This window comes from Mesorhizobium dulcispinae (assembly GCF_033977345.1).
Taxonomy (GTDB): domain Bacteria; phylum Pseudomonadota; class Alphaproteobacteria; order Rhizobiales; family Rhizobiaceae; genus Mesorhizobium; species Mesorhizobium dulcispinae.
The window spans coordinates 865,619-877,433 of sequence record NZ_JAVIIY010000001.1 but is presented as its reverse complement, the minus strand read 5'-3'; the positions used below and the strand labels follow the sequence as shown (position 1 = coordinate 877,433).

Below are 11,815 nucleotides of genomic sequence, written 5' to 3'. Positions count from 1 at the left end.
CGCTTCCCCCTGCGTTGAAGGACACGCACGGAGGAAACAGCAATGGACGACGATCGGATCGAGAAGATCAGGCGGCGCGCCTATGAGATCTGGCAGCGCGAGGGCAGCCTCGATGGCGACCATGAGCGGCACTGGCATCAGGCCGAGATGGAAATCGATCGCGAAGCGGCCCTGCCGCTGACGGCGGACGACGCGCTGCCGGAAACGCGCGAGATCGCTAGTTCGGATGTGCTGACAGTGGAAGCGCTTTCGATGCGCACCGGGATCAGCAGCGGAGAGGCCCAGGAACTGCTCGACCGGCTGGGCAACGACCGCGCCGCGATCGAGCAGGCGGCGCGGGCCATCCAGGCGCGGAAGCGGCCATAAAACGCGCCGCGATCTTTCAGATCCGTTCCATGCGCCTTGGTTTTTTGATCTTGCGCATGTCTTCGGACGAGAGCGTTTGGAAATCCGCTTGTTTGTGACAGGCGCCTCGATTGTACTTTCCAGAGCGAAACCTTGTTTGAGGAGGCAAGGCGATGAACTGGAAAGCGGCGGCGGTTTCCTGCCTGGCGAGCGTGACGATGTGCGGGCAGGCCCTGGCCTGGGGCCAGGAAGGCCATGCGGTGATCGCAGAGATCGCGCAGCACAGGCTGAGCAAAGACGCCTATGACGTGATCGAACAGCTCTTGCGTTCGCATCTTAAGCTCAAGCCGCCGGCGACGGTCTCGCTGGCCTCGGTCGCGAGCTGGCCCGACGACTATCGCGCCGACAACCACAAGGAGACGTCGAACTGGCACTTCGTCGACATTCCGCTGGCCTCCAAACCCGGCGATGCTACGGCCGGCACCACCGCCTACGACGCGGCGCGCGACTGCAAGGACGACCCGGCTTTTGGTTTCTGCCTGATGAAGGCGCTGCCGGCGCAGGAAAAAATCCTTGCCGATCCCAAGAAGAGCGACGAGGAGCGCTGGGAGGCGCTTGCCTTCGTCATCCATCTGGTCGGCGACCTGTCGCAGCCGCTGCACTGCGTCGAGCGCCTGGACGGCAGCCAGGGCGACCAGGGCGGCAACACGCTGACGGTGACCTTCAATGTCTCGCGGCCGAAGCCGGACGGCTCGACCTATCGCGACCTCACCACTTTCCACGCGGTGTGGGATTCCGGCCTGATCCTGTTCAAATACTATGATTGGGGCAAGGTGGCGCTCGACCTCGAGACGGATGTCATCCCCAATCTCGCGCCGCTGCCGGCCGCCGACCAGACGCCGGAGAAATGGCTGGCCGCCTGCCACAAGATAGCCGAGGACGCCTATCGCGCCCTGCCCAAGGGCACGTCCATCAAGTCGGACAATCCGCACGCGGTGATCCTCGACCAGGCCTATTTCGACAAATTCTCACCGGTCGCCGTGGAGCAGCTCGCGCTCGGCGGCCTGCATCTCGCCGCCGTGCTCAACGAGACGCTGGCGGTTGACAAGTAGCGACGTGGCGGACCCCGGCAGGCGCAGATTGCCGCGCGGCCCACGCGGATGCATAGTGTCCGCACGGCAATGGTGCTGGTTCGACCGGCGGAAATGGCCATGAACGAGGAGAAGGACAATCCAGGCGTCGCGGTGTTCCCGCCGCTGCTGTTCCTTGTGGCGCTGATCCTGATGCTGGCGTTGCGCTATGTCTGGCCGCTGGCGATCGGCGGCAGGCCGCTGACCATGGTGCTGGGCATCGTGCTTGCGGCCTTCGGCGTCGCCATCATCGCCTGGGGCCGCATGACGATGCAGCGCGGCGGCACCAATATCGATCCGACGAAGCCGACGCTGGCCATCATCACCGGCGGCCCGTTCGGCTTTACCCGCAACCCGCTTTATATGGGTCTGATCGGCCTGCTGCTCGGGATCGGGCTCATCTTCGACACGTGGTGGAGCGTGCTCGCCGTCGTCCCGGTCTTCCTCATCCTGCATTCCGGCGTTGTGCTGCGCGAGGAGGCCTATCTGGAGCGCAAGTTCGGCGAGCCCTACCGCGCCTACAAGGCGAGCGTACGCCGTTATCTCTAAGGGCAGTCAGAACAGGTATTGAGGCCGTTAGCCCTTCAGCGAATTGCTGTAGACCTGAACGCCGACGCGCTCGTTGCGCCGCCAGCGTACCACGGCGCGATAGACGGCATCGTCGTCGGGAACGATGAGCGTGAAACCGTCCGGTATCGCCACCTGCGCACCGACGCGCAACTCGGCGCCATGCTCGTGCTGGTTTCGAATGGAGCACCTGATCCTGGCGTCGGCGGTGACGATCGTGGCCTCCTTGAGCACGAATTCTCGTGAATGAAGGCGGCGCTCAGTGTGGGGAAAGGTGGCCATGCTGCACTGTCCCGGAATTTTCGGCGGGGCTCAGCTTCCCGACCGCAACGCGGCATCATAGCAGCGAGGCCTTTCCGATCCGTTAGCGCTTTCTAATCGCGGCCGGCCGGCCGGTCCCGTTTCCGCACAGGCGGCATATTTCCCTGTTGGATAGCGTGTCTATCCATGCGCGTGCTCATGCTGGTGGCCTTCCGGCTCCGTCATGGCGAAAGGCAGATCCTCGCTGTCGGCCCCGGCCGCGAGCTGCAGCCTGGCGCTGAATTCGTGCGGCTCGGCCGGAGCGACGAGGCTTTGCAGATAATGGTGATCGCCGCCGACCGGCGACAATGGCAGCCGTTCCAACGCTCCACCCGGCCGCTCGATGGCGACATTGACCTGCAAGCCCTCGGCGTGGCGCGACAGGCGCAGGCGCATGCGCTCGCCCTGCGGCGTGTCGACCATCTCAAGCAACCCGCTGGCGAGCTTGCCCGATACCAGGAACGGGTCGGGCGCGTGATGGTGGGCACCTCCGGCCTGCGGCTCGGCAAAGCGGACCGTGGCGACGGCGAGCGCCGGGATGTGCGCGAAAAGCTCGGCTTTCAGCGATGTGGCGATGTTGTTTGCGGCGGCAAACAGCAATCCGTCGTTGACCGCAATCGCCACGTCGACATGCAGCCTGTGGCCGAGCCAGCGGGCCTTGGCCTCGACCACCTTGTCGATGCCAACGACATGTTCGGCCGCGTGGTGGACCTCGTCGACGAGGCCGGGCTCCACGCCATCCAGCATCCGAGTCAGCACGGCCCGCGCCGACTGCCAGACGATGCCGAAGATGGCGATGGTGATGATGAGGCCGATGATCGGGTCGGCGAGCGGAAAGCCGAGCCAAACGCCCGTCGCACCGGCAACCACTGCGAGGCTGGTGAGCCCATCGGTGCGTGCATGATAGCCGTCGGCGATCAGCGCCGCGCTGTTGATCTGGCGGCCGACGCGGATGCGGAACACCGCCACAGCCTCGTTGCCGAGGAAGCCGACGACGCCGGCAGCGGCAAGCCAGCCGAGGAACCGCACCGGCCGGGGATCGAGCAGGCGGTCGATCGCCTCGTATCCGGCGACCAGCGCGCTTGCCAGGATGATGAGCACGATGACGATGCCGGCGAGGTCCTCGACCCGGCCGAGGCCGTAGGTGAAGGTCCGGGTCGGCTTGCGCCGCGCCAGCACGAAGGCGATCCAGAGCGGGATGGCGGTCGTCGCATCGGCGATGTTGTGGACGGTGTCGGCAAGCAACGCCACGCTGCCCGAAAACACGACGACGGCGACCTGCAAGGCGGCGGTGGCCGCCAGGATGACGAACGACCATTTGATCGCCCAGATGCCCCGATCGGTCGTGGCGATCGTGGCATCGATCACGCCGTGGGTGTGGCCGTGCGGGCCGTGGTGATCATGGCCGTGCCCACCGTGGCTCCCATGGTCGTGGCCATGCGGACCGAAGCCGAACGAGTCCAGAATCTTTTCCCACATGGCGGCCTCACAGGTACTTGGTGAGCTGCTTCAGCTCCTTGAGCATGTCCCTGGTCGGCTCGCCGCCTTCGACCAGGCAATGCTCAATGTGGTCGTGGATCAGTTCGCGCTTGGCATTGCCGACCGCGCTTTCGACGGCGTGAAGCTGCTGCGCGAGGTCGAGGCAGGAGCGCCCCTGCTCGAACATGGCGAGCACCGCGGCCAGATGGCCGTGCGCGCGCTTGAGCCGGGCGATGATGTCGGGATGCGAGCTGTGTATCGTCATGGCATTATCCTATCCCCCAGGGTGGGATATAACAATGGATAACCGCCCGAAGCCGATGCCTTACGGATTTGACCGTGAATCCACCGGGCATCCGTTAGGCAACGCTTGGAAACAGTCTGGAACCATGGCGTCACACGCGCCTTTCTTCTGGCAGGAGGAATTTTCCGATGTCAGACAATGAAAGCTCACGCGACGCCGCTGATCACGTCTCGATCGGCGAGGACTTCGACGTCGCCCGTTTCGCGAGGAAGTTCCAGCTTACGATCCCTGAAGCTCGGCAACTCTTTGCCAAATATGGCAATGATCGTGCTGTGCTGGAGCGCGAAGCCCACGCGCTTGGTTCGAGCTCGAACGGCGATTACACGACGGACTAGATGTGAGCGCACCTGCTCGTTGCCCGCGAGGTGCCGCAACATGGGCGATGACGCCGCTCATTCAAAGGGCCGAGCATCGCCGGTATCGACAGCAGGAACCCGAGAAGATCGAAAGCAACGGGCCTCAAAAGCCGCTAGTGCCGCTTGAAGTATTGCACCTCGCGCTCGTGCTTCTCGGCGGCCTCGCGCGACTTGAACGTGCCGAGGTTCCGGCGCTTGCCGGTCCTCGGATCCACCTTGCGCGAATAGAGACGGTATTCGCCGGACTTCAGCTTGCGGATCATGGCTGCCTCCCTTGAGATTTCATAGCTCTAACCCTCTCAAGCTGTCCGGGGTTCCGCAGGCCGAACGTGATCTATTTCACGGAAGCGGCGGGCTGAATGTCGGAATCGACACGGCGGCGACATAATTCGGTCGGATTATTTGTACTCAAATGACTTCCGTGACGTTAGGGTAGCGTCGCGAGCATGCGGAGGAGGGTGAGATGGTGACGGCGAAGCTTCACGGCGTTGAACTCGTCAAGGGCCAGAAGTGGACGGTGCGCGTCACCGCCTACGGCACCACGCTGATCTTCCCTTTCGAAGCCGAGCAATATGCGCGCTCCTATGCCGACGGTCAGGCTTTCCGCCTCGGCGTCGAAGTGGTCGAACTGAAGGACTGCGCCTAGGTTCCGCCAACCGCTCTGAAGATCATCGGTGGACAGCCGCAACAAGACAGGCGCAGAGCCCGACATTGACCGTCGCGGCGCACGCGAGCGTCGTCAGGACGAAACTGCCGCCGCCCGCGGCCAGAAGCAGAGCTCCGACAGAGGGGGCCGCTGCCTGCATGATCAGGCTGGGCGTCGCGAGCTTGCCCATGAGCGCGGCGTATCGTTGCGGGTCGAACAGGACGAGCGGCAGGGCACCGCGCGCGATGGTGTGGATGCCGTTGCCGGCGCCGTAGAGGATCAATGCCAAAGCCGTGAGGCTCTGGCTCGCCAAAAGCAGCCAGACCCCGGACGCGAGCAGCGACACCGATGTCAGCATCGTCCAGATCGGATGATGACGGTTGCGGCCGATCAGCATTTCGGCCACCCGCGCGCCGACCTGCGACGGGCCGACCAGGGCACCAAGGGCGACCGCGGCCGCCAGGCCCACTCCGCGCAGCTGCAGCAAGGTCAGCAGATGCACGGAGAGCATCGAGGCGATCAGCGCCGCCAGCGTCTGGATGGAGGCAAGCAGGATGAAGCGGGTCCTCGCCCGGCCCGAGGTCGACGCCTGCTTCCGTCCGGCTGCCGCCGGCGCCGGCGTTGAGGCCGGTGGAGGCGGCGGTATCACCCGAAGGTGAAGCGGCAGGCAGATCAAAAGGTGGATCGCGGCGTAGCAAAAGCATGCGATGCGCCATCCTTCATGCTCGACGAGAAAGGCGCTGAGCGGCCAGCAGACCGTGCTGGCGAAGCCGCCGAAAAGCGTCAGATTGGTGATCGCGCCGCGCGCGCCCGATCCATAGAGACGGCCGAGCGTGGCGAAGCCGGCATCGTAGAGGCCGCTCGACATGCCCAATCCCATAAGCAGCCAGGCAAGCACGTAGAGCGGATAGGCGGTGGCGGCCGCCATCAGCAGGTGAGCGGCGGCCAAAAGCATCGAACTCGCGGCAAGCACCGGCCGGCCACCGTGACGCTGGATCAGCCGCCCGGTGATGGGCGACACCAGCCCGGCAAGCAGAAGCCCGCAGGAAAGCCCGGCAACGACCGAGGCCAGCGGCCAGCCCGTATCGGCGGCGATCGGCGCGGCGAGCACCGCCGGCAGATAGTAGGACGATCCCCAGGCGAGGATCTGCGTGACGCCGAGCGCCGAGACAAGCACGTGGCGGCTACGGGCCGCGGCTTCCCCCTGCTTCACGGATCGCTCAAAGCCCATTATCTGTCATGTCTCAAAAAGGGGAAGCGCATGCGCATCGCGGTGATTGACGAGACCGAAGCGACGGCCCAGCTCGGTGCCCTTGCCGAGATATTGATGCAGAGCATCGAGAACGGCGCGCTCGTCGGCTTCGTCCTGCCGTTCAGCGCAGAGCAGGCGCTGTCCTACTGGCGGGACCTCTTCCGTTCCGTGGCGGAAGGAGAGCGCCTCCTCATCTGCGCGTATCTCGATGACAACCTCGTCGGAACCGTCCAGCTCTACCTGTCGCCGGAACCCAATGCACTGCACCGGGCAGAGGTTTACAAGCTTCTCGTGCATCGGAGCTTCCAGCGGCAAGGCATCGGTTCCGCGCTCATGGCGGCCGTCGAAGACGAGGCACGGAAGAGAAAGCGATCCCTGCTCCTTCTCGACACCGCCGAGGGCGGGGCAAGCGAGCGGCTCTATCGGCGCATGAACTGGCGGGAAGTCGGTGTCGTGCCGCATCACTTCGTCGACCCGTTCGGCAAGCCAAGGGCCTCGATCTATTTCATGAAGCATTTGCAGCTCTAAGGTGGCGCGGGCCTGAATCTCAACAGACCCTAGGTCAGCGGTGTTAAGACGACCTTTTCGCCGTCCTCCTTGACGAACTCGCGCACCGGATTGTCGAGCAGCGGCAGCACCGCCTCCGAAGGCCGACAGAGTTTTGTTCCCTTCGGCGTCTCGACGATCGGCCGGTTGATGAGGATCGGATGGGCGAGCATGAAATCGATCAGTTCGTCGTCGCTCCATTTCGAATCGGCGAGACCAAGCTCGGCATAAGGCGTTCCCTTCTCCCGCAGCAGTTCGCGCGGGGTGATGCCCATCGCCGTGACCAGCTCGATCAGCCGTTCGCGGCCTGGCGGCGTCTTCAGATATTCGATCACCACCGGCTCTTCGCCGCTGGCGCGGATCATGGCGAGTGTGTTGCGCGAGGTGCCGCAAGCGGGGTTGTGGTAGATCGTGACGGTCATGGCTTGGCTTTCAGTGGCTCGGATTGCTCGATGGTTTCGGGCCGCAGCAGCCAGCCCATCAGCGCGAGCGCGATCAGGGCACCAAGCAGCTCGGCAACGATGAAGCCCGCCAGATCGGCCGGCCTTATGCCGGAAAAGCTGTCGGTGAGCGAACGCGCCACGGCGACCGCAGGATTGGCGAAGGACGTGGAAGCGGTGAACCAGTAGGCGGCGGTGATGAAGAGGCCGACCAGCCATGGCACGGCGCGTCGCTCGAAGCGGAGACCGGCGAGAATGACGGCGACCAGGCCGAATGTCGCGACAACCTCTGAGAACCATTGCGCCGGTCCGGTACGCAAATTCGTCGCGATCTCCAGCACCGGCAGGGCGAACATAAGGTGCGCCGCCACCGTGCCGGCGATACCGCCAGCGAATTGCGCGACGAGATAGGCCGGCAGATCGCGGGGCGGCAGCGAGCGATTCAAACAGAAGACGAGCGAGACGGCCGGATTGAAATGCGCGCCGGAGACCGGCCCGAGGATGGTGATCAACACCACCAGCATGGCGCCGGTCGCGAGCGTGTTGCCGAGCAGCGCCAGCGCCATGTCATGCGTCAGCGTCTCGGCCATAATGCCGGAGCCGACCACGGTCGCGACCAGCAGGCCGGTACCGAGGGCTTCGGCAACCGCTCGGCGCGGAAGATCGTAGGGGATCATTGCCTGGTCCCCTCGCCCGGCTGGCAGCACGGCGAGGCAAGCGCCGGCGCGCAGATTTCCGGCCGGCCTGAGCAGCAATCCTCCATCAGGAAGCGAATCAGTCCGGAAAGCGCTTCATATTCCGCGCTGTAGACGATCGAGCGCGCGTCGCGCCGCGTGCTGACCAGGCCGGCGCGCTCCAGTTCCTTGAGATGGAAGCTGACATTGGAAGGCGAGACCTCGACCTGTTCGGCAAGCGAACCGGCGGCGATGCCGTCCGGCCCGGCAACCACCAGCAATCGCAGCAGCCTCAGCCGCGTCTCCTGCGACAGTGCGCCAAAGGCGATCAGGGCTTGACGTTCATCCACGTTTCAATAATCCTTGAAATGTTGAAATGAGGAATAGCCGACATGCTTTCTCCTGACAACCGAAAAATCGCCCCTGCCCTGGCCATGGACCCGTCGGATCTCACCATCGGCGACCTGCTCGACGCGCTGGCCGACCATAAGGACAAGCCGCTGGTGTTCCGCTATGGCGGCCGTCCGGTAAAGCCGGGCTATCATGTAACCGAAGTCAAGGTCGGGAAGTTCTCGGCGCTGGATTGCGGCGCCAACCCGGAATCCTGGTCGGAAATTTTTGTGCAGCTGTGGGACGTCGACGAAGGCGGGCCGGTGCACATGCCGGCCGGCAGGTTCGTCGCCATCATCCGCAAGGTGGCCGACCACGTCGCTCTCGACCAGGCCGCCAGGCTGACCTTCGAAGTCAGCGACGGCATCCGGCCGATGGAGCTTCACCGGGCAACGCAGCCGACACTGGTTGGCGGTATCGTCGAGGTCGAGCTGTCGCCGCGACCGGCGAGTTGCAAGCCGCGCGACCGCTGGCTGGAAGAGCAGAAAGCTGCCAACGCGTCGTGCTGCGGCACGAGCGGCAAGCCCTGTTGCAGTTGACCGAATTGCCGGCGCCGGCGCAGGCAAATTAGCGATCTCTTGTATTTCTTGCAAATGAGGATCATGCTTGGCTCATTGCATGGCAACCTGATGCGCAGCGTGGCAGGAATAAAAAGGGTAAGGCGTCATGGGATTTGCAGTCTGCTATGACCACAGCGGGATCGATCTGGTCTGGTCGATCTTCCTCGGCATCACGGCGGTTTTCGTTCTCATGGCGCCATTGGCCGCAGCGCGGCTGATCGACATCTCGCACGCGGATTCAGATTCAATCGAGCGGCTTCAGATCGCGTGACGGCTTGGGGGCCTTGCCGGTCAGGACGAGCCCACCTTTGGCATCGGTATTTCACTGAACAGCGCCGAGCAATCGATCTCGTCGCGAAAAAGCGCTTCAGGATCGAGCACCAGCCACGATGCATGCGTGCGGAGATATTTCAGCCTGGCATTCTTTTCCGCGCGAGCCTGGCGCTCCGCTTCAAGCGAGGCAAAGGCCGGCCTCTCGGCCTTGTGAGGGAAGGAACTCCTCGGCATAGCGACACAAAACGCGGTCGCCCCGCTTTGCGTTCCGCCCGAAGCAGCGCTGCCAGCCCCGCCCATTCTCTATCGCGCGTCGCCTGAATCCGTTTCAGCGCGACGCGCTTTGGCCCTTCCAATGGCCTTTTCGCATCCGGCGGCCGCGATGGCATTAACCCCTTTCCTCGAGGCCGGACCAAGGTCGGTGTCGCAATCGCCGCGGCTGGCCTATAATCTTTGCCGGCGGTGGGGTGAATCACGCGTATGCTCAGGGAGACCTTGAAGCGACTTCTGCAAGTCTGGAGCGGGCTGTCGTTGGCCTGGCAGTTTGTGATTGCCGGCGGCATCGGGCTTTTGGCGGTGATGCTCGTGGTTGGCCTTTGGGTGACGTCGCAAATCCGCGAAGGGGTGATGCACAACTCCGCCACCACGACAGCGCTCTATGTCGACAGCGTCATCGCGCCGCTTTTGCCGGACCTGCGCAAGAGCCGCGAGCTCGACGACACGGTCAAACGGGCGCTGGACGAGACGCTCGGCCAGGGCGCGCTCGGCAAGAGGCTGGTGTCGTTCAAGCTGTGGCGGCGCGACGGCATGGTGCTCTATGCCGACGACTCGGCTTTGATCGGCAGGACCTTTCCTCCCAACCCCAACCTGATCTCAGCCTTCGCCGGCAATGTCGTGGCCGAATACAACAACCTCGCCGACGACCCCGAGACCAACGAAGAGAAAGCGGTGAACGCGCCATTGTTCGAGATCTACAACCCGGTGCGCGAGCCATGGTCAGGCGAAGTGGTGGCGGTGTCGGAGTTCTACGAGATTGCCGACGATTTCCAGGAGACGCTGAACTCGGCACTCAGATGGACATGGCTGGTGGTGGCCGGCGCCACGGCGGCCTCGCTGGCGCTTTTGTCGGGCATCGTGTTTCGCGGCAGCCGCACCATCCAGACACAGCGTGCCACGCTGGAAGCCAAGGTCACCGAGCTGCAGGCGGCGCTGGCACAGAACTCGTCGCTGCGCCAGCGCGTGCAGCGCGCCTCGCGCCGCGCCACCGCCATCAACGAACGTTATTTGCGACGCATCGGCGCCGACCTGCATGACGGCCCGGCGCAACTGGTGGCGCTTGCCGCGCTCAGGATGGACAGTCCGGTGCTGGTCGACCCCGCCACGCCCAAACCGCAGCGCGAAGCCGAGATCGCCGGCATCCACAAGACGCTTGGGGAAGCGATGCGCGAGATACGCGGCATCTGCAACGGCCTGGTGCTGCCGCAGATCGAGGCGCAGGCGGTGGCTGACATTTTGCGGCTGGCGGTCGCCGAGCATGAGCGCCGCACCGACACCAAGGTGTTGCTGACGCTGCCGGAGCGCTTGCCGGAACTCGGCACCTCGGAGAAGATCAGCATCTATCGTTTCGTGCAGGAAGGGCTGAACAACGCCTACCGGCACGGCAAGGGCAAGGGCCAGCAGGTGAGAGCCACGATGAAGGGCGGCAAGCTTCTGGTCGAAGTGCAGGACACCGGTCCCGGCTTCGACCCCGCACGGAGCGAAGGGCTCGGGCTCGCCGGCCTCAGGGAGCGTATCGAAAGCATTGGCGGGCAATTCGAGACGCTTTCAGGCCCTGGAGGAACGAGACTGGTAATCACATTGTCTGTCGAGGAGCAGCCGTGACCGCACCCATCCGCATCGCTATTGTCGACGACCATCCGCTGTTTCGCGAGGGCGTGGCGCGCAGCCTCGGCGAGATCGGCGGCTTCGAGCTTGTGGGCGAAGGCGCCAGCGCCGAGGACGCCGAAAGGCTGGTCCGCGCCAGCGCGCCCGACGTGCTGCTGCTCGACATCAGCATGCCGGGCGGCGGCCTCAATGCGCTGACCGGCATCCTTTCGGCGGCGCCCGAGCAGAAGATCGTCATGCTCACCGTGTCCGAGACCAATGCCGACGTCGCCCAGGCGCTGAAAGCGGGCGCGCGCGGCTATGTGCTGAAGGGCGTCGGCTCCAAGTCGCTGGCCGAGATCCTGCGCGACGTCGCCAACGGCCAGAGCTACGTGTCGCCGACGCTCTCGGCGCGGCTGCTGTCGGACCTTTTGCAGCCGACCAGCCGCAAGCCCGACCCGCTCAGCCAGCTCACCGGCCGCGAGGCCGAGATCCTGAGGCTGGTGGCCGAGGGCCTGAGCAACAAGGAAGTCGCCGCCCGGCTGTCGCTGCAGGAAAAGACGGTCAAGCACCACATGACCCGAGTGCTCGCCAAGCTCAACGTGCGCAACCGGACGGAGGCGGCGCTCTTGATGCATGAGGCGAGGGAAAGGTAAGAGGAACTGAGGAACTGGAGAACTGAAGAATTGG

19 protein-coding genes are annotated in these 11,815 nt (G+C 64.4%); 10 read left to right on the top strand and 9 right to left on the bottom strand.

The features are described 5' to 3' along the window. Positions 1-42 precede the first annotated feature (42 nt). From RFN30_RS04240 to RFN30_RS04230, 3 genes are all read left to right on the top strand, one after another. On the top strand, positions 43-366 hold the full coding sequence (locus RFN30_RS04240; protein WP_320260856.1) for a DUF2934 domain-containing protein: 324 nt from the start codon (positions 43-45) through the stop codon (positions 364-366). A 152-nt stretch (positions 367-518) separates the two neighbouring features. Further along, on the top strand, positions 519-1,457 hold the full coding sequence (locus tag RFN30_RS04235; protein ID WP_320260855.1) for a S1/P1 nuclease: 939 nt from the start codon (positions 519-521) through the stop codon (positions 1,455-1,457). A gap of 99 nt (positions 1,458-1,556) precedes the next feature. Further along, positions 1,557-2,024, top strand: coding sequence for a methyltransferase family protein (locus RFN30_RS04230; protein ID WP_320260854.1), 468 nt, complete (start codon positions 1,557-1,559; stop codon positions 2,022-2,024). 27 nt (positions 2,025-2,051) lie between these two features. On the opposite strand, the gene RFN30_RS04225 is transcribed toward RFN30_RS04230, so the two are convergent. The 3 genes from RFN30_RS04225 to RFN30_RS04215 all read right to left on the bottom strand — a co-directional run bounded on the left by RFN30_RS04225 (position 2,052) and on the right by RFN30_RS04215 (position 4,086). Next, entirely contained in the window at positions 2,052-2,324 is a 273-nt protein-coding gene (locus RFN30_RS04225; RefSeq protein ID WP_320260853.1) for a PilZ domain-containing protein, read from the bottom strand. A 159-nt stretch (positions 2,325-2,483) separates the two neighbouring features. Next, a complete protein-coding gene (locus tag RFN30_RS04220; protein ID WP_320260852.1) occupies positions 2,484-3,821 on the bottom strand; it encodes a cation diffusion facilitator family transporter in 1,338 nt (445 codons plus the stop codon). A gap of 7 nt (positions 3,822-3,828) precedes the next feature. Further along, complete coding sequence (locus RFN30_RS04215; protein WP_320260851.1) at positions 3,829-4,086, bottom strand: metal-sensing transcriptional repressor; 258 nt, start codon at positions 4,084-4,086, stop codon at positions 3,829-3,831. Positions 4,087-4,253: 167 nt separating this feature from the next. On the opposite strand from RFN30_RS04215, the gene RFN30_RS04210 reads away from it, so the two are divergent. Beyond that, positions 4,254-4,460, top strand: coding sequence for a DUF3606 domain-containing protein (locus tag RFN30_RS04210; RefSeq protein WP_320260850.1), 207 nt, complete (start codon positions 4,254-4,256; stop codon positions 4,458-4,460). Positions 4,461-4,594: 134 nt separating this feature from the next. Here the strand turns inward: RFN30_RS04210 and RFN30_RS04205 are convergent, their stop codons facing one another. Further along, positions 4,595-4,744, bottom strand: a complete 150-nt coding sequence (locus tag RFN30_RS04205) for a hypothetical protein (RefSeq protein ID WP_095770090.1) — start codon at positions 4,742-4,744, stop codon at positions 4,595-4,597. A gap of 200 nt (positions 4,745-4,944) precedes the next feature. On the opposite strand from RFN30_RS04205, the gene RFN30_RS04200 reads away from it, so the two are divergent. Continuing rightward, positions 4,945-5,127, top strand: coding sequence for a hypothetical protein (locus RFN30_RS04200; RefSeq protein ID WP_320260849.1), 183 nt, complete (start codon positions 4,945-4,947; stop codon positions 5,125-5,127). A 22-nt stretch (positions 5,128-5,149) separates the two neighbouring features. Here the strand turns inward: RFN30_RS04200 and RFN30_RS04195 are convergent, their stop codons facing one another. Further along, the gene (locus RFN30_RS04195) at positions 5,150-6,340 is read right to left on the bottom strand and encodes an MFS transporter (RefSeq protein WP_320260848.1); all 1,191 of its coding nucleotides are present in this window, start codon (positions 6,338-6,340) and stop codon (positions 5,150-5,152) included. A gap of 48 nt (positions 6,341-6,388) precedes the next feature. Between RFN30_RS04195 and RFN30_RS04190 the strand changes: the two genes are divergently transcribed. After that, on the top strand, positions 6,389-6,907 hold the full coding sequence (locus tag RFN30_RS04190) for a GNAT family N-acetyltransferase (RefSeq protein ID WP_320260847.1): 519 nt from the start codon (positions 6,389-6,391) through the stop codon (positions 6,905-6,907). 29 nt (positions 6,908-6,936) lie between these two features. Here RFN30_RS04190 and arsC read toward each other — a convergent pair whose 3' ends face one another. The 3 genes from arsC to RFN30_RS04175 are packed head-to-tail and all read right to left on the bottom strand — an operon-like array spanning position 6,937 to position 8,389. Further along, positions 6,937-7,347, bottom strand: a complete 411-nt coding sequence (arsC, locus tag RFN30_RS04185; RefSeq protein ID WP_320260846.1) for an arsenate reductase (glutaredoxin) — start codon at positions 7,345-7,347, stop codon at positions 6,937-6,939. After that, the gene (locus tag RFN30_RS04180; RefSeq protein ID WP_320260845.1) at positions 7,344-8,042 is read right to left on the bottom strand and encodes an aquaporin; all 699 of its coding nucleotides are present in this window, start codon (positions 8,040-8,042) and stop codon (positions 7,344-7,346) included. The genes arsC and RFN30_RS04180 overlap by 4 nt, the downstream gene beginning before the upstream one ends. Beyond that, the gene (locus tag RFN30_RS04175) at positions 8,039-8,389 is read right to left on the bottom strand and encodes an ArsR/SmtB family transcription factor (protein WP_320260844.1); all 351 of its coding nucleotides are present in this window, start codon (positions 8,387-8,389) and stop codon (positions 8,039-8,041) included. Before RFN30_RS04175 ends, RFN30_RS04180 begins: the two co-directional genes overlap by 4 nt. A gap of 42 nt (positions 8,390-8,431) precedes the next feature. Here RFN30_RS04175 and RFN30_RS04170 point away from each other — a divergent pair, with 42 nt between their 5' ends. Both RFN30_RS04170 and RFN30_RS04165 read left to right on the top strand, forming a co-directional pair. Then, a complete protein-coding gene (locus RFN30_RS04170; protein WP_320260843.1) occupies positions 8,432-8,968 on the top strand; it encodes a DUF6428 family protein in 537 nt (178 codons plus the stop codon). Between the two features lie 127 nt (positions 8,969-9,095). Continuing rightward, positions 9,096-9,260 (top strand): hypothetical protein, encoded by a 165-nt coding sequence (locus RFN30_RS04165; RefSeq protein ID WP_320260842.1) that lies wholly within the window; start codon positions 9,096-9,098, stop codon positions 9,258-9,260. 20 nt (positions 9,261-9,280) lie between these two features. On the opposite strand, the gene RFN30_RS04160 is transcribed toward RFN30_RS04165, so the two are convergent. Continuing rightward, the gene (locus RFN30_RS04160; RefSeq protein WP_320260841.1) at positions 9,281-9,496 is read right to left on the bottom strand and encodes a hypothetical protein; all 216 of its coding nucleotides are present in this window, start codon (positions 9,494-9,496) and stop codon (positions 9,281-9,283) included. Between the two features lie 246 nt (positions 9,497-9,742). On the opposite strand from RFN30_RS04160, the gene RFN30_RS04155 reads away from it, so the two are divergent. Both RFN30_RS04155 and RFN30_RS04150 read left to right on the top strand, forming a co-directional pair. Next, positions 9,743-11,143 (top strand): sensor histidine kinase, encoded by a 1,401-nt coding sequence (locus tag RFN30_RS04155; protein WP_320260840.1) that lies wholly within the window; start codon positions 9,743-9,745, stop codon positions 11,141-11,143. Beyond that, positions 11,140-11,781, top strand: coding sequence for a response regulator (locus tag RFN30_RS04150; RefSeq protein ID WP_320260839.1), 642 nt, complete (start codon positions 11,140-11,142; stop codon positions 11,779-11,781). Before RFN30_RS04155 ends, RFN30_RS04150 begins: the two co-directional genes overlap by 4 nt. Positions 11,782-11,815 lie beyond the last annotated feature (34 nt).